The organism is Streptomyces sp. NPDC005774 (assembly GCF_042871645.1).
GTDB lineage: Bacteria > Actinomycetota > Actinomycetes > Streptomycetales > Streptomycetaceae > Streptomyces > Streptomyces pratens.
On sequence record NZ_JBIAIV010000005.1, the window covers coordinates 172,775 to 194,477 of the forward strand.

17 protein-coding genes are annotated in these 21,703 nt (G+C 71.3%); 3 read left to right on the plus strand and 14 right to left on the minus strand.

All coding sequences use genetic code 11. The features are described 5' to 3' along the window. Positions 1–3: 3 nt before the first annotated feature. The 3 genes from ACFYQA_RS07360 to ACFYQA_RS07370 form a co-directional block, all read right to left on the minus strand. Entirely contained in the window at positions 4–1,332 is a 1,329-nt protein-coding gene (locus ACFYQA_RS07360; protein WP_388912805.1) for an ABC transporter substrate-binding protein, read from the minus strand. A 91-nt stretch (positions 1,333–1,423) separates the two neighbouring features. After that, positions 1,424–3,061, minus strand: coding sequence for a glycoside hydrolase family 13 protein (locus ACFYQA_RS07365; RefSeq protein WP_388912808.1), 1,638 nt, complete (start codon positions 3,059–3,061; stop codon positions 1,424–1,426). 318 nt (positions 3,062–3,379) lie between these two features. Further along, entirely contained in the window at positions 3,380–4,654 is a 1,275-nt protein-coding gene (locus ACFYQA_RS07370; RefSeq protein WP_388912817.1) for an ABC transporter substrate-binding protein, read from the minus strand. 168 nt (positions 4,655–4,822) lie between these two features. On the opposite strand from ACFYQA_RS07370, the gene ACFYQA_RS07375 reads away from it, so the two are divergent. The 3 genes from ACFYQA_RS07375 to ACFYQA_RS07385 all read left to right on the plus strand — a co-directional run bounded on the left by ACFYQA_RS07375 (position 4,823) and on the right by ACFYQA_RS07385 (position 8,587). Further along, positions 4,823–5,338, plus strand: a complete 516-nt coding sequence (locus tag ACFYQA_RS07375; RefSeq protein ID WP_388912820.1) for a PadR family transcriptional regulator — start codon at positions 4,823–4,825, stop codon at positions 5,336–5,338. Beyond that, positions 5,335–6,084 (plus strand): ABC transporter ATP-binding protein, encoded by a 750-nt coding sequence (locus ACFYQA_RS07380; protein WP_386398508.1) that lies wholly within the window; start codon positions 5,335–5,337, stop codon positions 6,082–6,084. The genes ACFYQA_RS07375 and ACFYQA_RS07380 overlap by 4 nt, the downstream gene beginning before the upstream one ends. 220 nt (positions 6,085–6,304) lie before the next feature. Next, entirely contained in the window at positions 6,305–8,587 is a 2,283-nt protein-coding gene (locus ACFYQA_RS07385; protein ID WP_388912824.1) for an FtsX-like permease family protein, read from the plus strand. A gap of 78 nt (positions 8,588–8,665) precedes the next feature. Here ACFYQA_RS07385 and ACFYQA_RS07390 read toward each other — a convergent pair whose 3' ends face one another. The 11 genes from ACFYQA_RS07390 to uvrC form a co-directional block, all read right to left on the minus strand. Then, positions 8,666–9,559 (minus strand): hypothetical protein, encoded by an 894-nt coding sequence (locus tag ACFYQA_RS07390; RefSeq protein ID WP_388912827.1) that lies wholly within the window; start codon positions 9,557–9,559, stop codon positions 8,666–8,668. 171 nt (positions 9,560–9,730) lie between these two features. Further along, positions 9,731–11,383, minus strand: coding sequence for a glucose-6-phosphate isomerase (gene pgi / locus ACFYQA_RS07395; RefSeq protein ID WP_388912830.1), 1,653 nt, complete (start codon positions 11,381–11,383; stop codon positions 9,731–9,733). Positions 11,384–11,789: 406 nt separating this feature from the next. After that, positions 11,790–12,125, minus strand: a complete 336-nt coding sequence (locus ACFYQA_RS07400; RefSeq protein WP_332426609.1) for an RNA polymerase-binding protein RbpA — start codon at positions 12,123–12,125, stop codon at positions 11,790–11,792. Positions 12,126–12,359: 234 nt separating this feature from the next. Next, positions 12,360–12,593, minus strand: a complete 234-nt coding sequence (gene secG / locus ACFYQA_RS07405) for a preprotein translocase subunit SecG (protein ID WP_386398519.1) — start codon at positions 12,591–12,593, stop codon at positions 12,360–12,362. A gap of 96 nt (positions 12,594–12,689) precedes the next feature. Then, a complete protein-coding gene (gene tpiA / locus ACFYQA_RS07410; protein WP_388913029.1) occupies positions 12,690–13,445 on the minus strand; it encodes a triose-phosphate isomerase in 756 nt (251 codons plus the stop codon). Positions 13,446–13,484: 39 nt separating this feature from the next. Next, the gene (locus ACFYQA_RS07415) at positions 13,485–14,696 is read right to left on the minus strand and encodes a phosphoglycerate kinase (protein WP_386398522.1); all 1,212 of its coding nucleotides are present in this window, start codon (positions 14,694–14,696) and stop codon (positions 13,485–13,487) included. Positions 14,697–14,844: 148 nt separating this feature from the next. Next, on the minus strand, positions 14,845–15,852 hold the full coding sequence (gap, locus tag ACFYQA_RS07420; RefSeq protein ID WP_388912835.1) for a type I glyceraldehyde-3-phosphate dehydrogenase: 1,008 nt from the start codon (positions 15,850–15,852) through the stop codon (positions 14,845–14,847). Between the two features lie 521 nt (positions 15,853–16,373). Beyond that, positions 16,374–17,363: a DNA-binding protein WhiA gene (gene whiA, locus ACFYQA_RS07425; protein ID WP_332426615.1), complete on the minus strand. Its 990-nt coding sequence runs from the start codon at positions 17,361–17,363 to the stop codon at positions 16,374–16,376. Beyond that, the gene (yvcK, locus tag ACFYQA_RS07430) at positions 17,354–18,421 is read right to left on the minus strand and encodes a uridine diphosphate-N-acetylglucosamine-binding protein YvcK (RefSeq protein ID WP_388912839.1); all 1,068 of its coding nucleotides are present in this window, start codon (positions 18,419–18,421) and stop codon (positions 17,354–17,356) included. The genes whiA and yvcK overlap by 10 nt, the downstream gene beginning before the upstream one ends. Continuing rightward, positions 18,418–19,458 (minus strand): RNase adapter RapZ, encoded by a 1,041-nt coding sequence (gene rapZ / locus ACFYQA_RS07435; protein ID WP_388912843.1) that lies wholly within the window; start codon positions 19,456–19,458, stop codon positions 18,418–18,420. Before rapZ ends, yvcK begins: the two co-directional genes overlap by 4 nt. Continuing rightward, complete coding sequence (gene uvrC, locus ACFYQA_RS07440) at positions 19,455–21,671, minus strand: excinuclease ABC subunit UvrC (protein WP_388912845.1); 2,217 nt, start codon at positions 21,669–21,671, stop codon at positions 19,455–19,457. Before uvrC ends, rapZ begins: the two co-directional genes overlap by 4 nt. Positions 21,672–21,703: the final 32 nt, after the last annotated feature.

Genomic DNA, 21,703 nt, shown 5'->3' on the forward strand with positions numbered 1-21,703 from the left:
CCGTCAGTTCCCGTACGCCTTGGCCGCCGCCTTCTCCAGCTCGGCCGCGGTCTTCTTCGGGTCGGACGGGTCACGCAGGAAGTCCTGGAGGATCTTCCACTCGCCGGCGCCCTTCGTGCCGCCGAAGGCCGCCGGGGCCTGGTCCGACATGTCGAAGCGGACCGAGTCGCCGGCCTCGATCAGTGACTCGGCGGTGGCGCGGGTGACGTCGTCGCCGTAGGAGGAGAGGTCGAGTTCCTTGTTCGGGGAGAGGAAGCCGCCGGCCTCGGCCCACACGGCGGCGGCCTCCGGTGTGGCGAGGTACTCGAGGAGCGCCATGCCGGCCTCGGCGTTCTTGCCGTCCTTGAGCACCACGGCCGCGTCGCCGCCGCTGACCACAGGGGCCTCGCCGTCGCCGACCGGCGGGAACGGGAAGAAGTTCGCGTCGGTGCCGATGTCCTTGCCGAACTGGTCCTTGGCGACGCCGGCCACGAAGTCGCCCTCGTAGACCATGGCGGCGTCCGGCTGGGGTCCGAAGACCTTCTCCACCGAGCCGGGGAAGTCGGTGTTCAGGGCTTCCTTCTGGCCGCCCGCGATGAGTTGCTTGTCCTTGAAGAGGCCGCCGAGCGTGGTGAGCGCCTCGACCACCGTCGGGTCGGTCCACTTGATCTCGTGCGCGGCGAGGGCGTCGTACTTCTCGGGCCCGGCCTGGGAGAGATAGACGTTCTCGAACCAGTCGGTCAGCGTCCAGCCGTCCTGTCCGGCGACCGAGAAGGCGGCGAGGCCGGAGTCGGAGACCGTGCGCCCGTCCTTCAGCATGGCGTCGTAGGTCTTCGGCGGGGTGACGCCTGCCTGTTCCAGGGCCTCGGGGCTGTACCAGACGGTCGACTTGTGGGCGGCCTTGAAGTAGAGGCCGTAGAGCGTGCCGTCGACGCTGCCGTAGTTCTGCCACACCTCGGCGAAGTTGGCCTCCACGGTGCCCTGGACCTTCTTGTCCAGCGGCTTGAGCCAGCCCTCCTCGGCGAACTGCTTCAACACGCCGACCTGGGGGACCATCACGACGTCGGGGGCGTTGCCGCCCTCGATCTTGCTGCCGACGACGGTGGAGACGTTGTCGCCGGTGGACACGAACTGGGTCGTGGCGCCGGTCTTCTCGGTGAAGGCGTCCAGCACCTTCTGGAAGTTCTTCTGCTCGCTGCCGGACCAGACGCCGGCGACCGAGACGCTCTGGCCGCCGAGCGCCTTGTCGCCGCCGCCGGCCGCGACGGGCTCGCCCGAGCCGCAGGCGGTGGCGCCGAGGGCGAGCACGAGGGCGGTGCAGCCGGTGAGCAGGGTGGTACGTCGTCGCATCATCGTTGATGTCCCTTCAGGAAATGCTCGGAAATGAGTTCGGGATCTTCCGGGGTCTTTCAGGATCTTTCGTGATATGTGAAGTGAGCCGGCTTCAGGAGCCGCTGATCCACCAGGCGGCCGTGGAGCCGGGCAGGACTCCGGGCGGGCACGGGCCGCTGGCGAGCAGCGGGGTGCCGGGGACCGGGGCGGGTACGGGGGCGGTGCCGAAGTTGACGGCGCACACCAGGTCGTCGGCGCGGGTGAAGGCCAGGACGTCGGGCGGGGTCTCCAGCCAGCGCAGCGTGCCCTCGCCCAGCTGCGGCAGGGTGGAGCGCAGTTGCAGGCCGTCGCGGTAGAGATGCCAGAAGGAGCGGGTGTCGGCGAGGGCGCGGTCGGTGGCGTGTTCGGCGAACCACTCGGGCTGCGGCAGCCAGGGGGCGGCCCCCTCGGCGCCGGAGGTGAAGCCGAACGGGGAGGCCTGTCCCGACCAGGGCAGCGGCACCCGGCAGCCGTCGCGGATCCGGGCGCGGCTGCCGGTGCGGCGGAAGATCGGGTCGGTGAGCACGTCGTCGGGGAGGTCGACGACCTCGGGCAGGCCCAGTTCCTCGCCCTGGTAGACGTACGCGGCGCCGGGCAGCGCCAGCATCAGCAGCGCGGCGGCGCGGGCGCGGGCGGCGCCGAGGCCGCTGCCCTGGGGGGTGGGTTCGCCGTAGCGGGTGACGGTGCGGACCTGGTCGTGGTTGTTGAGGACCCAGGTGACGGTCGAGCCGGTGCCGGCGATGTCCTGCATGGCCTCGGAGATGACCTTGCGGAAGGCGTCGGCGTCCCAGGGTGCGCCGAGCAGGTCGAAGAAGAAGGCCTGGTGCAGCTCGTCGGGGCGCACGTACTCGGCGTGTTCGCGGGCGCTCGGGACGGAGACCTCGCCGACCAGGAGCCGCTCGCGGCCGTCGCGCCGCGTGTACTCCTCGCACACCGCGCGCCAGTGCCGCCACACCTCGTGCACCTCGGGCTGGTTCCAGGCCAGCGGGTTGACCGAGTCGCGGGTACGGGCGTCGGCCTCCGGGTCCGGGGAGTCGGGCAGTTCCGGGTGCTTGAAGAGTCCGGCGGCGACGTCGATGCGGAAGCCGTCGGCGCCCCGGTCCAGCCAGAACCGCAGGGTGCGGTCGAAGTCGGCGGCGACTTCGGGGTTGCGCCAGTTCCAGTCCGGCTGTTCGGGCGTGAACATGTGCAGGTACCACTGGCCGGGCCGGCCGTCCGGTTCGGTGACGCGGGTCCAGGCGGGCCCGCCGAACATGGCGTGCCAGTTGTTGGGCGGCTCGGCGCCGTCGGGACCGCGGCCGTCGGCGAAGTGGAAGCGGGCGCGTTCCGGACTGCCGGGGGCCGCGGCGAGTGCCTCGCGGAACCAGGGGTGCTCGCTGGAGCAGTGGTTGGGGACGATGTCCAGCAGCACCTTGACGTCGAGCCGCCGGGCGGCCCCGACCAGCAGGTCGAACTCGGCGAGGTCGCCGAAGACCGGGTCGACGTCGCAGTAGTCGGCCACGTCGTAGCCGTGGTCGTGCTGCGGCGAGGGGTAGAAGGGGCTCAGCCAGATCCCGTCCACGCCCAGCTTCTTCAGGTAGGGCAGGCCCGCCCTGACCCCGGCGAGATCGCCGATGCCGTCACCGGTGCTGTCCAGGAAGCTGCGGACGTACACCTGGTAGATCACTGCGTCGCGCCACCAGCGGTGGGTGTCGATGTGCTTGGTGCTCATCACGTCGACCTGTCTGTGCGTGCGGAGACCCGGGGCTCCCGGGCCGACGGCGTCATCGCCGTTATGCATGCATGTTAGGTAGGCGTGTCGTGGAGGTGTCAATGAACGGGCGCAAGCTACCCGGAGGTTGCCATGGATGAATCGTTATCGATTTGGGCATACCGGTCACCGTTGAGACGTCCGCGTTACCTAACAGGTAACTGGAGATGGATATCCGGGTGAGAAACCCTGGGCCGGACGGACACGGCCCCCGGGGTGCGGGTCCCGGAGCGCGGGGTGCGGGCGCGGGGTGCGGGGTGCGGGTCCCGTACGGCGCGGCTAGCGTGCGGAGACGGCGGCGAGTTCGCGCGCCAGCCGTCGCACCGCAGCCTCGGGCGTCTGCCGCCCCGTCATCGCGTCGTGCACCACCGCCTGCACGACCAGGCTCACCTGGTCGTAGCGCGGGCTCTTGGGGCGCGGGGCGGCGGCGAGCACGCTCTCGCGCAGCGTGGGCAGGTACGGGAACCGCTGGACCAGTTGGGGATCGTCGTACAGCGCGGCCCGTACGGGCGGCAGCGCGCCGCGCGTGAGTACCTGGCGCTGGACCGGCTCGCTGGTGAGGTACGCGATCAGCCGCGCGGCGGAGTCGGGGTGCCGCGCGTGGGCGGCGACGGCGAGGTTGGAGCCGCCGAGGACGCTGGTGCCCGGCCCGTCCGGCCCCGGCAGGGGTACGGCGCCGATCTTCCCGGCGACCGCGGAGCCCTGGGCGGACGCGGCGACGTAGGCGTAGGGCCAGTTGCGCAGGAAGAGCAGCCTGCCGTCCTGGAAGGCCTGCTTGGACTCCTCCTCCTTGTAGGTCAGCGCCTCCTGGGGGATCCAGCCGTCGCGGACCCCGCGGGCGAGGAACCCGATGCCCTCGCGGGCCGCCCGGGAGTCGACGGTGACGCGCTCGCCCTCGTCGCCCAGGATGGTGCCGCCCGCCGAGTAGACGGCCTCGGCCGCGTTGACGGTCAGGCCCTCGTAGGGCAGGAACTGGCCGGCGTAGCCGTCGAGTCCGTACTCCGGGGCGAGGGTCTTCGCGGCCCGCTCCAGGTCCGCCCAGGTGCGCGGCGGCGCCACGCCCTCGGCGTCGAGCACGTCCGCGCGGTACAGGAGCAGTCCGGCGTTGGTCACGTACGGGACGGCGTACAGCCGGCCGTCGTAGGTCGCGGTGTCCACGACGCCCGGCAGGAAGGTCTCCAGCGGGAAGCGGTCGCGCGGCAGCGGGCGGATCCAGCCGCCGGCGGCGAACTCCGAGGTCCAGCTGACGTCGATGTTGAGGACGTCGAAGCGGCCGTGGCCGGGATCGCGCAGGTCCGTGATCATCTGCGCGCGGGTCTCGTCGGCCGAGTCGGGCAGCTCGACGAGCGTGACCTCCTCGCCGGGGTGGGTGCGGTTCCAGCCGTCGAGCAAGGGGCCGAGATAGCCGGTGAGGTCCCCTGCGGTGGCCAGGGTGAGCGGGCCGCGCCCGTCGCCGGGAGTGGCCCGGTCGGCCCGCGCCCCGGAGACCACGCCCACGGTCAGGAGCACGAGGAGGACGAGAAGGCCCCTACCGGCGGCATGGATCCACCGCATAGGTTCCTCCCTGTGCACCCGCACCCGGCATCCTTGCCGGGGTCAGTGGCCATGTATACCTGTTAGGTATCGGCGATACTAGGGCGTGCGGCACATTGCGTGAGGCGCGCGGGAGACGGAACCGGGCGCGCCGCACCTGGCACGAAGGACGCGGGGAGGAGAGCACGAGTGCGGCAGTCCCTGCTGGCCCTGCTCGCCCGCGGTCCGGCCCACGGCTACGAGCTGAAGCAGGACCTTGAGCAACTGCTGGGCTCCGCGTACCCTCAGCCGAACGTCGGCCAGATCTACGTCACCCTGGGCCGCCTCGAGAAGTCGGGGCTGATCGAGGGCGAGGACGTCGAGCAGGCCGGACGGCCCAACAAGAAGGTCTACCACCTCACCGACGCCGGGCGGGAGGCGCTGCGCGCCTGGTTCGGGGAGACCGCGGACGAGCCGCGGGTGCGGGACGAGTTCTTCATGAAGCTGGCCCTCGCCCCGCAGACCGGCCTCGCCGACCGGATCGCCCTGATCAACCGCCAGCGGCGCCAGTACCTCAACACCATGCGGCAGTTGTCGAAGCTGGCCGCAGCCGAAGACCGGGACAACCGCGTCGCCCATCTGCTGATCGAGGGCGCGATGCTGCACCTGCAGGCCGACCTCGACTGGCTGGAGCGGTGCCAGGAAGAGCTGGAGGAGCTGGAGTGAGCGAGAGCCCCGCTCCCGTGCTGCGCGCCGAAGGCCTGGTCAAGACGCACCACGGCGAGGGAGCCCCGGCACACGCGGTGCGCGGGGTCGATCTGCGGGTGACACGTGGCGAGTTCGTGGCGGTCACCGGTCCGTCCGGCGCCGGTAAGTCGACCCTGCTGCATCTGCTCGGCGGGCTCCAGCGCCCGGACGCCGGCAGCATCTGGCTGGACGGCGAGCGCACCGACGCCTACAGCGAGGCCCGCTGGGCGGTGGAGCGCAGGAAGCACATCGGGATCGTCTTCCAGTTCTTCAACCTCGTCTCGAATCTGTCGGTCGCCGACAATGTCGAGCTGCCGGCGCTGCTCGCCGGGACCCCGCCGAGGAAGGCCCGCGCCGGGCGGGAGGAACTGCTGGCCGAGCTGGGCCTGACGGGCAAGGAGCGGAGCATGCCGGGCGAGCTGTCCGGCGGTGAGCAGCAGCGGGTCGCGCTGGCCCGTGCCCTGGTCAACCACCCGCCGCTGCTGCTGGCCGATGAACCCGCCGGCAGCCTGGACAGCAGGGGCACCCGCGAGGTGATGCGGCTGCTGTCCCGCTTCCACCGGCGCGGGCAGACGATCGTGCTGGTCACGCACGACGCCCGGCTGGCGAGCGCCGCGGACCGGGTGATCAGCTTCTTCGACGGCCGGATCGCCGACGACGCGGAACTGGACGGGACACCGTCGCCCGGCCGGGGAACGTCCGGGGTGCTGGAGCTCAGGGACTGAACCAGGGACCGACCGGGGACTGCACCGCGAGGCGGCCGGGAGCTGAGCAAAGAGGCGCCGGGAACTGATTCCCGGCACGGAACACGGGGCCGACGAGGGACCGGCAAGGGACCGACGACGGACCGACGACGGACCGACCACCGACAAGGGACTGACGAAGGACTGGCATGCGGATGTACGACGGTCCGGGCGGCCGGCGCCGGCGAAGGGGCTGACGCCGGTGCGAGCGAGCTTGCGCTGGGCGCACTCCGATCTGCGCACGCATCGCGGTGAGGCACTGTTCCTGGTCCTGGCCACCGCGGGCATCGTCGCGTCGCTGCTGCTGGCCACCGCCCTGTTCGGGTATGCGACCAACCCCTGGCAGCGGACCTTCGCCCAGGCCCACGGCGCGCATGTCACGCTGCACACCACCGCCCCGGCCGACGCCTCGAAGCTGGCGGACCTGGACGGCGTGGAGTCCGTCGCCGGCCCCTACCCCACGGCCGCCGTCACCCTCGCCGCACGTGGCAGCCGGGCCGCCGCCGAACTGCGCGGCACCGTCGGCCGGCCCGGGACCGGCCGCCCGCTGATCACCTCCGGGCGCTGGCTGGACCCCGCGACGCCCGACGGCGTGGTTCTGGAGAGCACCCTCGCCCGTGCCCTGCTCACCACGCCCGGCGACACCCTCACCCTGCCCGGCACCGCGCGGACCCTGACCGTGGTGGGCGTCGCCGACAGTGCCGAGCCGCGCTACCGGCCGGGGGAACAGTCCGGTCTGGTCTGGGCCCTGCCGTCGGCCGTGACCGACCCCGACGGCCAGGTGACCGGGCTGCGGCTGACCGACCCCGAGGACACCGGGTACGTGGTGCAGCGGGCGGTGACCGTGCTGGGGGCCGGCGCCATCGGGGAGGTCGCCACCTGGCAGCAGGCGCGGGCCGAGGCGCAGGGCGACAACAGGCTGCTCGGCCAGGTTCTGGGCCTGTTCGGGCTCGGCGCGCTGGTCGCCGCCGGGTTCGCGGTGCACGGGGCGATCAGCACCCGGATCCGGGGGCATCTGCGGGACATCTCCGTCCTCAAGGCGATCGGCTTCACCCCGGGACAGGTCGTGCGCGTCTTCCTTCTCCAGCATCTCGGCTACGCCCTGCTGGGCGCGGTGGCGGCCGCCGCGCTGACCGAGGCGCTGGGCAGCGGGGCACCGGGGCGGCTCGGAGACGCGGTCGGCGTGTGGCAGGGGCTGCCGGGACACACCGTGGCGCTGTTCGTGGTGCCCGTGGGTGCGGTGCTGTTCATCGGCGCCACCACCGGACTCGCGGCGTGGCGGGCGGGCCGGGTGCCGCCGGTACCGGTGCCGAGGCCGGCGGCGCCCGAGGCCGGCCGGCTGACGGGCGTGGCACGACGGGCGCTCGGCGCCCGGGTGCCGCCCGCGCTGGTCCTGGGCTGGCACAAGGCGTTCACCCGCCGCCCGCGCTCCCTGGGCACGGTGGCCAGGCTGGCACTGCCGCTGCTGCTGATCGTGACGGCGCTGAGCGCGTGGACCACCATCGACCGTTTCGGGAGCAGCCCGGAGCGGATGGGGCTGCCCGCCGCGCTCAGCGTCCGCGCGGACGCCTCGCTCGGCGACCGGGAGGCCCGCGCCCTGCTGGAAAGCGATCCGCAGGTCGCCGCCGCCCACCCCGGTGTGGAGGTGGCTGCCCTGGTCCCCGGCCAGACCGCCACGATCGCGCTGCGCGGCTTCGGTACCCGCCAGGAGCCCTACCCGTTCACCCTGGCCGAGGGCCGCGCCGCGCACGGGCCCGACGAGGCGGTGGCCGGGCAGGGGTTCCTGGACCTGCTGCACGTACGGGTCGGTGACTGGGTGCGGGTGACCGTCGGCGACCGGCCGCAGGTCCTGCACATCGTCGGCCGCAGCATCGAGCCGGAGAACGCCGGACGGGTCGTCTCCACCTCGCTCGACACCCTGCGCGGCAACGACCCCGCTCTGGAGCCCGATCTCTACCAGCTCCGGCTGGTTCCCGGCGCCGACCCCGGGGCCGTCGCCGAGCGGCTGGCCGGGGCCGGGGACGGCCTGCTCGACGTGCATGCCGTGACGAACCCGGCCGAGGGGCTGCCCCCGTTGCGCGTGGTCGTCGTCGGGCTGATCGCCGTACTCGCGCTGATCGGGCTGATCGAGCTGCTCACCATGATCGGCGGCACGGTCCGCGAGGGCGAACGGGACCTGCTCGCGCTCAAGGCGATCGGCCTCTCGCCGCGGCAGATCACCGCGATCACGGTCACGGCCGTCTCCTGCACGGCACTGGCCGCCGTGCTCGTCGCCATGGGGCTGGGGCTGCCGCTGGCGCACTGGCTGATCGACGCCCAGGGACGGTCGAGCGGCATCGGCGCCGGAATCGCCCGGAAGCCCTCCCCCGCGCTCCTGGTACTGCTCGGTGCCGCCGCGGTGCTGGGTGCCGCCGTCCTCGCCGCCCTCCCGGCCGCCCGCGCGGCCCGGCGCCGCCTCGCGGACACGCTGAGCGCGGTCGCGTGACGAAGTGCCGGGGTGGGCAGGACAGGGCGCCCGGCCGTGGCGATACCTCTGGTCCGACGGTCCCAGGAGCTCGGCGGCTCAGCGCACGTAGGGGTTCTGCGCGGGCGGGGCGTACGGGTTGCCAGGGGTGCCCAGGGCGTACGGGGGCTGCGGGTAGGCATAGGGGTTGCCCTGCACCGGGATGTGCGGCTGCCCCGGACCGGGCGCGGGGGCCGGGGCGGGGACCGGGCCAGAAGCCGGGTGCGATGCCGGGGCCGGTACCGGAAGCGGCCCAACGAGTCCTGGGAACGGGCCCTGGGCCGCCGGGTGGTCCGCCAGCCGGATGCCGTAGCGCCGCTTGAGCCGCCGCAGTTCCAGCAGCGCGATCCCGGTGACCGTCAGCGGGGCGGCCAGGATGAAGACGATGCCCAGGGCAAGACCGAGCCCTTTCAGATCACCGGTGATCAGGTCCGGCAGGGACATCAGCCAGCAGGTGACGACGGCGAGCAGGGCCGGCAGCGAGCGGTGTACGGCACCCGTGCCGAAGAAGTTCCCGGAGACCCGCAGCGCCCCGGCGAAGACGAAGACGACCAGCCACAGAATCACCAGGCAGAGGGCCAGGAACAGCACCAGGTCGTCTCCCCCGAGCCCGAGCACCACCCAGGCCAGCAGCACCGGGACGGCGAGGGCGCAGACGAAGAGCAGCAGCAGCTTGAACGCGCCGGCCAGCGGTACCCGCAGCTCCCGTACGGTGCCGGTGCGCCGCCACACCAGAAGCATCACGCCGACCGTCAGCGGGGTGATGAACAGCAGGACCACGGCCGCGGTCAGCGTGTTCATCAGCAGCTCCGTGACGTCGAATCCGCCGGCGAGGAAGGTGTACACACCGAGGGTGGCGACCAGTCCGGCGATGATCCGGATCCGTTTGAGCCGTTCGATGGACGGATCCAGCGACTCGGGGATCCATGCGGGGTGAAAGAGCACCCGCGCCATCTGATGGGGCTTCAGGAACGACGTGGGCCTGAGCCTGCCGCCTGTCCAACTCCCGCGTGTACGTCCCAACTTGAGCGCCCCCGAACGTTCGCCGCAATGACTGGCACCATGATCGACGGGGGATTCTACGGGAAGCGGACGACAGTGCGCCGCCCGCTTCCCGCTCCGCTCTCAGCTCCGGCCGCGCAGCTCCCGGTAGGTGGCGACCAGGGCCCGGCTGGAGGCGTCCAGGCCGGGCACGTCAGCGCCTTCGGTGAGCGCGGGCTCGACGCGCTTGGCGAGCACCTTGCCGAGCTCCACGCCCCACTGGTCGAAGGAGTCGATGTCCCAGATCGCGCCCTGCACGAACACCTTGTGCTCGTAGAGGGCGACGAGCTGGCCGAGGACGGACGGCGTCAGCTCGCGCGCGAGGATCGTGGTCGTGGGGTGGTCGCCCTTGAACGTCTTGTGCGGCACCAGTGCCTCGGGCACGCCCTCGCCGCGCACCTCGTCCGGCGTCTTGCCGAAGGCCAGGGCCTGCGTCTGGGCGAAGAAGTTGGCCATCAGCAGGTCGTGCTGCGCCTTGAGCTCGTCGCTCAGTTCGGCGACCGGCTCGGCGAAGCCGATGAAGTCCGCCGGGATCAGCTTCGTCCCCTGGTGGATCAGCTGGTAGTAGGCGTGCTGCCCGTTGGTGCCCGGCGTGCCCCAGACGACGGGGCCGGTCTGCCACTGGACCTCGCGCCCGTCCCGGCCGACGTGCTTGCCGTTGGACTCCATGTCGAGCTGCTGGAGGTAGGCGGTGAACTTCGACAGGTAGTGCGAGTACGGCAGGACCGCGTGCGACTGGGCGTCCAGGAAGTTGCCGTACCAGACGCCCAGCAGACCCAGCAGCAGCGGCACGTTGGACTCGGCCGGGGCGGTGCGGAAGTGGTCGTCGACGAGGCGGAACCCGTCGAGCATCTCCCGGAAGCGGTCCGGCCCGATGGCGATCATCAGCGACAGGCCGATCGCCGAGTCGTACGAGTAGCGCCCGCCGACCCAGTCCCAGAACTCGAACATGTTCGCCGTGTCGATGCCGAAGCCGGCGACCTTCTCCGCGTTCGTCGACAGGGCGACGAAGTGCTTGGCGACGGCGCTCTCGTCGCCGAGCGCGTTGAGCAGCCAGGTCCGGGCGGAGGTGGCGTTGGTGACCGTCTCGATGGTGGTGAACGTCTTGGACGCGACGATGAACAGCGTCTCCGCCGGGTCCAGGTCGCGGGTGGCCTCGTGCAGGTCGGAGCCGTCCACGTTGGAGACGAAGCGGACCGTGAGGTCGCGGTCGGTGAAGGCGCGCAGCGCCTCGTACGCCATCGCGGGGCCGAGGTCGGAGCCGCCGATGCCGATGTTGACCACCGTGCGGATGCGCTTGCCGGTGTGGCCGGTCCACTCGCCGGAACGCACGCGGTCGGCGAAGGCGGCCATCCTGTCGAGAACGGCGTGCACGCCGGGGACGACGTTCTCCCCGTCGGCCTCGATCACCGCGTCGCGCGGCGCCCTGAGGGCGGTGTGCAGGACGGCCCGGTCCTCGGTGGTGTTGATCCGCTCACCGCGGAACATGGCGTCGCGCAGCCCGAACACGTCGGTGGCGGCGGCCAGTTCGCGCAGCAGCCGCAGGGTGTCGTCGGTGACGAGGTGCTTGGAGTAGTCGATGTACAGGTCACCGACCCGGAGCGTGTACGCGGTCCCCCGGTCGGGGTGGGCGGCGAACACCTCACGCAACCGCAGGTTCCCGAGCTCCTCGCGGTGCTTGGCCAGTGCGGTCCACTCGGGAGTCTGGTCGAGCCTGGTACGGCCGTCTGCGTTCATCTCGGACTTCAGCCTTCTTCCTTGCTGCCTGTGCTGCGTATCCGCCCCGCTGCCGGTTCCAACCTAATTGATCAGAGGTGGACATCACCTGTCGTGACGCCGTCGTGGGGCGCAACAACAGATACGGCTGACCGGCCCCCGGGCATTCAGCGGGGCGACGGGCAGAACGTCCGTCGGGCCGGGCTGAGGGCAGGACAAGCGGGAGAGGCGGGGCTGAGGGCGGGGCCGTGGGCGGGAAGAAGGAGCCGGCTGCGAACAGCCGGACATGAACACGGCACAACGCAGACACAACGCGGGCGCGGCTCAGGTGCTACAGCACGGTGCGGCGCAGGCCGCCTGGCCGACTGCACGCCGCACAGACCCGGCCGGCCGTCGACTCCTGGCCGAACCGAACCGAATTGAACTGTCAGACCTCGCCCCGCAGTTTGGCGAGCGCCTCGGCGAGGATCGCCTCACCGTCCGCGTCGCTGCGCCGCTCCCGCACATAGGCGAGGTGCGTCTTGTACGGCTCCGTACGCGGCGGGTCCGGGGGGTTGTCCCGGTCCTGGCCGGCCGGAAAGCCGCAGCGGGGGCAGTCCCACGTATCGGGAACCTGCGCGTCGCTCGCGAAGCTCGGCTGGGTCTCGTGCCCGTTGGAGCACCAGAAGGAGAGGCGCAGCCGCGGCGCTGACTCACCGCGCTCGGCCTCGCCCATCGGCCCCGCCCCGACCCGGCTTCCCCGGATCGCGTTGCCACTTGCCACGGTCGTAACTCCCTGCGTGATGGCGCGGCGAAGCGAGTCGGCGTTCCGCTTCACTGCGAGCGCCTCAGTCTACGTAAGGCCCAACGCGCGTCCAGTGATTGGAGTTACCGCTCCCCCACCCAGACGCAAGCCCCATGATAGGCCGCACTGTGCTGCGCGTACCGGACATGGGGCCTTACGTGGGGAATACGCACCCGATGCGGGCGGATTGTCCGCCAGGGTCTTCCGCTCGGGTCAGCCCGACTTCATCATGACGCCGAGCGTGACGATGCAGACGGCCCAGAGCAGCCCGACCACGACGGTGATCCGGTCGAGGTTGCGCTCGGCGACCGAGGAGCCGCCGACGGAGGACTGCATGCCACCACCGAACATGTCGGAGAGACCGCCGCCCTTCCCCTTGTGCATCAGCACCAGCAGCATCAGCAACAGGCTGAAGACGATCAGGGCGATCGAGAACCCCAAAACCACGGCTGGACCAACTTCCTCGGATTCGGATGGGACGACGCGGGGCCCAGTTCAGGACTGGACCCCGCAAGGGTACGACGGATCGCGGCTAGCGCCTACTCACTGGTCGCGAAAGCGGATGATCTTGACGAACTCGTCCGCGTCCAGCGAGGCACCGCCGACCAGCGCGCCGTCGATGTCGGCCTGCGCCATGATCTCGGCGACGTTGCCCGACTTGACCGAGCCGCCGTACTGGATGCGGACCTGGTCGGCGACTTCCTGCGAGTACAGCTCGGCGAGCTTGCCGCGGATGGCGGAGCAGACTTCCTGGGCGTCCCCGGCGCCGCAGACCTTGCCGGTGCCGATGGCCCAGACGGGCTCGTAGGCGATCACGACGGACTCGGCCTGTTCGGCGGGCACGTCCTTCAGACCGCCCTCGACCTGGGCGAGGGTGTGGGCGACGTGGTTGCCGGCCTCGCGGACGGCCAGCTCCTCGCCGACGCACAGGATCGGCGTGATGCCGTGCTTGTACGCGGACTTGACCTTGGCGTTCACGATGTCGTCGGTCTCGTCGTGGTACTGCCTGCGCTCGGAGTGGCCGACCGCCACGTACGTGCACTTCAGCTTGGCCAGCATCGGGCCGGAGATCTCGCCGGTGTAGGCGCCGCCGTCGTGCGCCGAGATGTCCTGGGCGCCGTACTTGATCTTCAGCTTGTCGCCGTCCACGAGGGTCTGCACGGAGCGCAGGTCGGTGAAGGGCGGCAGGACGGCGGCCTCGACGTCCTCGTAGTCCGTGTCGGCCAGGGCGAAGGCGAGCTTCTGGACGTGGGCGATGGCCTCGAGGTGGTTGAGGTTCATCTTCCAGTTGCCCGCCATCAGCGGGGTGCGGCCTTTTTCAGCAGCGGTCATTGAGGGTCAGTCCTCCAGTGCGGCGAGGCCGGGGAGCGTCTTGCCCTCGAGGTATTCGAGGGAGGCGCCGCCTCCGGTCGAGATGTGGCCGAATGCCTTTTCGTCGAAGCCCAGGATGCGGACGGCCGCGGCGGAGTCGCCGCCGCCGACCACGGTGTAGCCCGGGGAGTCGAGAAGGGCCTGGGCGACCGCTTTGGTGCCCTCGGCGTAGTCGGGGTGCTCGAAGACGCCCATGGGGCCGTTCCAGAAGACGGTGGCCGCGTCGGTGAGCTTCGAGGCGTAGAGCGTGCAGGTCTCGGGGCCGATGTCCAGGCCCATCCGGCCGGCCGGCATGGCGTCCGCGGCGACGGCGGCGGGGTGGGCCGGCGCCTTCGTCTTCAGGTCCGGGAACTCCTCGGCGACCAGGGTGTCGACCGGCAGTACCAGTTCGACACCGCTCTTCTCGGCGCGCTCCAGGTACTCGGTGACGACGGACAGCTGGTCCTCCTGGACCAGCGACGTGCCGATCTCGTAGCCCTTGGCCTTGAGGAAGGTGTACGCCATGCCGCCGCCGATGAGGATGCGGTCGGCCTTGCCGAGCAGTTCGTCGATGACGGCGAGCTTGTCGGAGACCTTGGCGCCGCCGAGGGCGACGACGTAGGGCCGCTGGACGTCGTCCGTGAGCTTCTTCAGGACGCCGACCTCGGTGGCGATGAGGAAGCCCGCGGCGTGCGGCAGGCGGGCCGGGAGGTCGTACACGGACGCGTGCTTGCGGTGCACCGCACCGAAACCGTCGCCCACGTAGAGGTCGGCGAGGCCGGCCAGACGGTCGGCGAAGGCGCCGCGCTCGGCGTCGTCCTTGGCCGTCTCGCCGGCGTTGAAGCGCAGGTTCTCGAGGACCGCGACCTGTCCGTCGGCGAGGCCGGCGACGGTGGCGGTGGCGGAATCGCCGACGGTGTCCGTCGCGAACGCCACGTCGGCGCCGAGGAGTTCACCCAGGCGGGCGGCGGCCGGGGCAAGTGAGAAGGCGGGGTCCGGGGCGCCCTTGGGTCGGCCCAGGTGCGAGGCGACGACGACACGGCCGCCCGCCTCGGCAAGCGCCTTGACGGTGGGCAGCACCGCGCGGATGCGGCCGTCGTCGGTGATGGTGGTGCCGTCCAGCGGCACGTTGAGGTCGGCGCGGACGAAGACCCGCTTGCCCGCGACCCCTTCGGAGAGGAGTTCGTCGATCGTCTTCATGAAGGGACTCCTGGAGAAGAGCTTGTGATCACTCGTGATCACTCGTGATCGGAAGCGGTCGATCGCTCCGATACGTGCGTCAGGGCTCGGACAGCGCGTTGGCGCGCCGGCCGAGCCCTGCACTCATATCAGGCGGTCCGCTCCACGATCAGAGCTGGTTGCCGACGAAGACCGTGAGGTCGACGAGGCGGTTGGAGTAGCCCCACTCGTTGTCGTACCAGCCGATGATCTTCACGCTCGTGCCGTCCTGGACCATGGTCAGGGACGAGTCGAACGTGCAGGACGCCGGGGCGTTGACGATGTCGGAGGAGACGATCGGGTCCTCCGTGTACTCGAGGAGACCCTTGAGCTCGCCCTCGGCGGCCTTCTGGAAGGCGGCGTTGACCTCTTCCTTGGTGACCTCGCGGCCGAGCTCGACGACCAGGTCGGTGACCGAGCCGGTCGGGACCGGGACGCGCATCGCGATGCCGTCCAGCTTGCCCTCGAGCTGCGGCAGCACCAGGGCGGTTGCCTTCGCGGCACCGGTCGTCGTCGGGATGATGTTCTCGGCGGCGGCACGGGCGCGGCGCAGGTCCTTGTGCGGGAAGTCCAGGATGCGCTGGTCGTTCGTGTACGCGTGCACCGTCGTCATCAGACCCTTGACGATGCCGAAGTTCTCGTCGAGCACCTTCGCCATCGGCGCCACACAGTTGGTGGTGCAGGAGGCGTTGGAAATGACGTGGTGGTTCGCCGGGTCGTACTGGTCCTGGTTGACGCCCAGGACGATGGTGACGTCCTCATCCTTGGCCGGAGCCGAGATGATGACCTTCTTGGCGCCACCGGCGATGTGCTTCTCGGCGTCGGCCTTCTTCGTGAAGATGCCGGTCGACTCGATCACGATGTCGACGCCCAGCTCGCCCCAGGGAATGTCCGCGGGGTTGCGCTCGGAAAGCACCTTGAGCGTCTTGCCGTCGACGGTGATCGTGTCGGCGGTGTGGGAGACCTCCTGCTTGAGGCGGCCCAGAATGGTGTCGTACTTCAACAGGTGGGCAGTGGTCGCGGTGTCACCCAGGTCATTGACGGCCACGATCTCGATGTCTGCGCCCTGCTCCAGCAATGCGCGGAAATAGTTCCGGCCGATGCGGCCAAACCCGTTGATGCCTACGCGGATCGTCACGAACCGATCTCCTCGTTGGTACGCCGGCACAAGTCGCCGACGAGCTGTATGGGATGTCCCCGACCACCCCCGACCCTACCTCTCCGGCGCCACACCCGTGACATCGAGTCGGGCCATACCCGACAGGCCGACCCTTACCCGCCAGTAGGGTACGGACCGCCCAGACCCGGGGCCCCGTCCGGCCCGTCCACAAGGGCGACTTGACCAGGGGCGGAAGATTTTGCCGGTGTTCCCTCGCCGTGCCGGAGCCCGCGGATGAACCTCCCGCCCGCCTTCTCACCGACCGGCCTGCGGCCGACTGCGGCCGATCCGTGAGCGGGGACGCCGGAGGGCTTGGCGGTGGAGGTTCGTCCGGCGACGGAAGTTCGTCGGCAGGGCGTCGGGAAGCCTTGACGGCGGGACCCGGCAGAGCCCCCTCGGCGGGGCGCCGGCGACCGACCGGGCCGGATGGGCCGGATGGCCGGGTGGCCGGGTGGCCGGGTGGCCGGGTGGCCGGCGAGGCTGCTCCGTGCGGGAGGGCGTCAGCCGACGAGGTTGTCGGCGAGTTCCTCGCCGATGTTGGCCTCCGTGCTCGGGAGGCCGAGGTCGGCGGCGCGCTTGTCGGCCATTGCGAGCAGCCGGCGGATCCGCCCGGCCACGGCGTCCTTGGTCAGCGGCGGGTCGGCCAGCGCGCCCAGTTCCTCCAGTGAGGCCTGCTTGTGCTCCATGCGCAGCCGCCCGGCCGCGGCGAGGTGCTCGGGAACGTCGTCGGCGAGGATCTCCAGGGCGCGCTGCACCCGGGCGCCGGCGGCGACCGCCGCGCGGGCCGAGCGGCGCAGGTTGGCGTCGTCGAAGTTGGCCAGCCGGTTCGCCGTGGCGCGCACCTCGCGGCGCATCCGGCGCTCCTCCCAGGCCAGCACCGAGTCGTGCGCACCCAGCCGGGTGAGCATGGCGCCGATGGCGTCGCCGTCACGGACGACGACCCGGTCCACGCCGCGGACCTCACGTGCCTTGGAGGGGATGTGCAGACGGCGGGCGGCGCCGACCAGGGCGAGCGCGGCCTCCGGGCCGGGGCAGGTCACCTCCAGCGAGCAGGACCGACCCGGCTCGGTGAGGGAACCGTGCGCCAGGAACGCTCCGCGCCAGGCCGCCTCGGCGTCGCAGGTGGCCCCCGAGACCACCTGCGGGGGCAGACCGCGGATGGGGCGGCCCCGTCCGTCCACCAGACCGGTCTGGCGGGCCAGCTGGTCGCCGCCCGCGACCACCCGGACGACGTAGCGCGAGCCGCGGCGCAGCCCGCCCGGTGCCATCACGATCAGTTCGGAGCTGTGTCCGAAGATCTCCATGATGTCCCGCTTGAGGCGGCGGGCGGCCATCGCCGTGTCCAGCTCCGCCTCGATCACAATGCGTCCGCTCACCAGGTGGAGGCCGCCGGCGAACCGCAGAACGGCGGAGACCTCCGCCTTTCTGCAGCAGGTCCGCGTGACGGGGAGCCGGGAAACCTCGTCCTTCACCGCTGCCGTCATCGCCATGGGCCGATCCTTCCATGCATCCGAAAAATACGGTCGTACGCGGCGGCCAGCAGCTCCGGATCGTGCCGGGGGCTTCCGTCGGGCCGGGCCACCGGCGCCAGCTCGACCGCGGCGCCGAGCCGCTTGGCGGCGTCGGTCAGCAAGTCGCGGTCGGGCACGGCGGCCTCGTCGGCCAGCACCACGTCCAGGGCGAGTTTAGGGGCGTGTCGTCCCAAAACCTCCACATGACGCTGCGGGGAGAAGCCCTCGGTTTCTCCGGGCTGCGGGGCGAGGTTCAGGGAGAGCACCCGGCGCGCCTTGGTCCGGATGAGCGCGTCCAGCAGTTCAGGCACCAAGAGGTGCGGGATGACAGAGGAGAACCAGGAGCCGGGGCCCAGCACCACCCAGTCGGCGTCCAGGACCGCCTCGACCGCCTCGGGGACGGCGGGCGGGTCGTTCGGCACGAGGTGCACGGACTGCACCTCGCCGGGGGTGAGGGCGACGGTCGCCTGCCCGCAGACGGTCTCCACGGCCATGGGGCGCTGCGGGTCATGGCCCAGAACCCGGGCCTGGAGCTCCAGCGGTACGGCGGACATGGGCAGCACCCGCCCGTGCGCGCCGAGCAGCCGGCCCACCAGGTCCAGGGCCTGGACATGGTCGCCGAGCTGCTCCCACAGCGCGACGATCAGCAGATTGCCGACCGCGTGTTCGTGCAGCTCCCCCTTGGACTGGAAGCGGTGCTGGATGACCCGGGACCAGGTCTGGCCCCATTCGTCGTCGCCGCACAGCGCGGCCAGCGCCTTGCGCAGATCGCCGGGCGGCAGTACGCCCAGTTCGTCGCGGAGCCGTCCGCTGGAGCCGCCGTCGTCGGCCACGGTGACGACGGCGGTGAGGTCACCGGTGATCCGGCGCAGCGCGGCGAGCGAGGCGGACAGCCCCATGCCGCCGCCGAGGGCGACCACCTTGGGCTGGGTACCCCGGCGTCGCGGTCTGGCGCCGCGGATCTCGGCCGGCCGTCCGGCGCGCCCTTCGGGCATCGCCCGGCGCAGCCGGTACAGCCGCGGGGTACGTGCGGTCATTCCCGTCCCATGTCCCGGTGGACGACCACCGTCTCCACGCCCTCCGCGGCGAGTCGGGCGGCGAGCTTCTCCGACATGGCGACCGAGCGGTGCTTGCCGCCGGTGCAGCCGACGGCGATGGTCACATAGCGCTTGCCCTCACGGCGGTAGCCCGCGGCGATCAGCCGCAGCAGCTCGGCGTACCGGTCGAGGAACTCCTTGGCGCCGGGCTGGTTGAGGACGTACGCCGCCACCTCCTCGTGGCGGCCGGTGAACGGGCGCAGTTCCGGGACCCAGTGCGGGTTGGGCAGGAACCGCATGTCCACGACCAGGTCGGCGTCGACCGGGAGGCCGTACTTGAAGCCGAAGGACATCACGGTGGCCCGCAGTTCGGGCTCCTCGTCGCCGGCGAACTGGGCGTCCATCTTGGCGCGCAGTTCGTGCACGTTGAGGCTGGAGGTGTCTATCACCAGGTCGGCGTCGCCGCGCAGTTCGCGCAGCAGTTCGCGCTCGGCGGCGATGCCGTCGACGATGCGGCCGTCGCCCTGGAGGGGGTGCGGGCGGCGCACCGACTCGAAGCGGCGCACCAGGGCTTCCTCGGAGGACTCCAGGAAGACGATCCGCCGGGTGACGCCCCGGGTGTCGAGGTCGGCGAGGGATTCACGGAGGTTGTCGAAGAAGCGCCGGCCGCGGACGTCGACGACGACCGCGATCCGGGCCACATTGCCCTGGGAGCGGGCGCCGAGCTCCACCATGGTGGGGATCAGCGCGGGCGGGAGGTTGTCGACGACGAACCAGCCCAGGTCCTCCAGACACTTCGCGGCCGTGGAGCGGCCCGCCCCGGACATGCCGGAAATGATCACCAGCTCGGGGGTCGCCGCCTCGGAGGCCCCGGTTGTTTCCTTGCCCGTACTCACCTGTGCTCCGTCACCTGTTCCGTCGCCGTCGCCCTGCCGCGTCCCGGGACCTGCGTCCTGGCCGGGGCCCCGGACCTTATCCGCGCCCTTCTCCCGGGCCGCTTCCTGACCAGTGTCCTGGCGTGTCTCGTGCTCGGTCATCTCTCCAGCCCCCGTCGGTCGTCCGGGGCGCCCGTGGACACGGGCTCCCCGGGAGAAGCCCCGGACTTCCCGGGTTCTTCCACGTCGTCCATGCCATCCATATCAACCATGTCATCCATGTCATCCATGATCTCGCCCGTCGCCGTGTTCACGGCGGGACCGGCGGGGACCGCTCCGGCAAGAGCCGCGATGATCGTCTCGGCCGTCTTGCGGCCTATGCCGGGCACGTCGCAGATCTGCTCGACGGTCGCCGCCCGTAGTTTCCTCACCGAGCCGAAGTGCTTGATCAGCGCCTGCTTGCGGGTCTCGCCGAGGCCGGGCACGTCGTCCAGCGGACCGGACCGGAAGCGTTTGGCCCGCTTGACGCGCTGATAACCGATGGCGAAGCGGTGCGCCTCGTCCCGGACGCGCTGAAGCAGGTAGAGGCCCTCGCTGGTGCGGGGCAGCACCACCGGGTCGTCGTCGTCCGGCAGCCACACCTCCTCCAGCCGCTTGGCGAGGCCGCACACCGCGATGTCGTCGATACCGAGCTCGTCCAGGGCCCGGCGGGCCGCCGCGACCTGGGGGGCCCCGCCGTCGACGACCACCAGTTGGGGCGGGTAGGCGAAGCGCTTGGGGCGGCCGTCGTCCTCGGTGAGCGTGCTCGCGGAGGGTACGGCGGGACCGCCGGCGGTGCCGTCCGGGCCGGGGACACCCTCGGCGCCGGCGGTGCCGTCCGGGCCCGGGGTCCCGTCCACACCGGTCGCCTCACCGCCGGCCTCGGTCCCGGCACCGGCACCGGGCTCCTCGCCGTCGCTCCACTCGCCGGTCCGCTCCTTGTCGGCGAGATAGCGCCGGAAGCGGCGGGTGATCACCTCGTGCATGGACCGGACGTCGTCCTGGCCGGCGAAGCTCTTGATCTGGAAACGGCGGTACTCGCTCTTGCGGGCCAGCCCGTCCTCGAAGGCGACCATGGAGGCCACCACGTCGTCGCCCTGGAGGTGCGAGATGTCGTAGCACTCGATCCGCAGCGGGGCACTGTCCAGGCCGAGGGCCTCGGCGATCTCCTCCAGCGCGCGCGAGCGTGTGGTCAGATCGGAGGCGCGCTTGGTCTTGTGCAGGACGAGGGCCTGCTGGGCATTGCGCTCCACGGTCTCCATCAGGGCCCGCTTGTCCCCGCGCTGCGGGACCCGCAGCGAGACGCCCGAGCCTCGCCGCCCGGTGAGCCACTGCTGGACCGGCTCCACCGGGTCGGGCAGCGCGGGGACCAGGACCTCCTTCGGGACGGCGTCGCCGGTCTCCTCGCCGTACAGCTGCTGCAGGGCGTGCTCCACGAGGGCGCCGGTGGTGATCTCCTCCACCTTGTCGGTGACCCAGCCCCGCTGGCCGCGCACGCGTCCGCCGCGCACGTGGAAGATCTGGACGGCCGCTTCCAGCTCGTCCTCGGCGACCGCGATCAGGTCGGCGTCGGTGGCGTCGGTGAGTACCACCGCGCTCTTCTCCATGGCCTTCTTCAGCGCCCCGATGTCGTCCCGCAGGCGGGCGGCCCGCTCGTACTCCATCTCCTCGGCCGCCTCGGTCATCCGCTGTTCCAGGCGACGCAGATGGGTGCCGGTGCGGCCGGTCATGAAATCGCAGAACTCCTCCGCGAGTTCGCGGTGCTCCTCGGCGGAGATCCGGTCCACGCAGGGCGCCGAGCACTTGCCGATGTAGCCGAGCAGGCAGGGGCGGCCCGTGCGGGCGGCGTTCTTGAAGACACCGGCCGAGCAGGTGCGCACCGGGAACACCCGCAGCAACAGGTCCACGGTGTCGCGGATCGCCCACGCGTGCCCGTACGGACCGAAGTACCGGACACCCTTCTTCTTGTGACCGCGCATCACCTGCACGCGCGGGAACTCCTCGTTCATCGTCACCGCGAGGTACGGGTAGCTCTTGTCGTCCCGGTACTTGACGTTGAAACGGGGGTCGTACTCCTTGATCCAGGAGTACTCCAGCTGGAGCGCCTCGACCTCCGTGGACACCACCGTCCACTCCACGGAGACGGCCGTGGTGACCATGGTGCGGGTGCGCGGGTGGAGCCCGGCGAGGTCCTGGAAGTAGTTCGCCAGGCGCTGGCGCAGGCTCTTCGCCTTTCCGACGTAGATCACCCGGCGGTGCTCGTCACGGAACCGGTAGACCCCCGGCGAGTCGGGGATCTCACCCGGTTTGGGGCGGTAGCTGGAGGGGTCGGCCATGTCTCACACCCTACTGGCGGGGACCGACACCA

Excerpts from the sequence above, each read along its gene's own strand:
- uvrC (WP_388912845.1), bottom strand. The coding sequence starts at position 21,671 with ATGGCCGACCCCTCCAGCTACCGCCCCAAACCGGGTGAGATCCCCGAC.
- ACFYQA_RS07390 (WP_388912827.1), bottom strand. The coding sequence starts at position 9,559 with ATGGCGCGGGTGCTCTTTCACCCCGCATGGATCCCCGAGTCGCTGGAT.
- yvcK (WP_388912839.1), bottom strand. The coding sequence starts at position 18,421 with ATGACCGCACGTACCCCGCGGCTGTACCGGCTGCGCCGGGCGATGCCC.
- rapZ (WP_388912843.1), bottom strand. The coding sequence starts at position 19,458 with ATGACCGAGCACGAGACACGCCAGGACACTGGTCAGGAAGCGGCCCGG.
- ACFYQA_RS07370 (WP_388912817.1), bottom strand. The coding sequence starts at position 4,654 with ATGCGGTGGATCCATGCCGCCGGTAGGGGCCTTCTCGTCCTCCTCGTG.
- tpiA (WP_388913029.1), bottom strand. The coding sequence starts at position 13,445 with ATGGCGGGCAACTGGAAGATGAACCTCAACCACCTCGAGGCCATCGCC.
- ACFYQA_RS07415 (WP_386398522.1), bottom strand. The coding sequence starts at position 14,696 with ATGAAGACGATCGACGAACTCCTCTCCGAAGGGGTCGCGGGCAAGCGG.
- ACFYQA_RS07365 (WP_388912808.1), bottom strand. The coding sequence starts at position 3,061 with ATGAGCACCAAGCACATCGACACCCACCGCTGGTGGCGCGACGCAGTG.
- pgi (WP_388912830.1), bottom strand. The coding sequence starts at position 11,383 with ATGAACGCAGACGGCCGTACCAGGCTCGACCAGACTCCCGAGTGGACC.
- whiA (WP_332426615.1), bottom strand. The coding sequence starts at position 17,363 with ATGGCGATGACGGCAGCGGTGAAGGACGAGGTTTCCCGGCTCCCCGTC.
- ACFYQA_RS07360 (WP_388912805.1), bottom strand. The coding sequence starts at position 1,332 with ATGATGCGACGACGTACCACCCTGCTCACCGGCTGCACCGCCCTCGTG.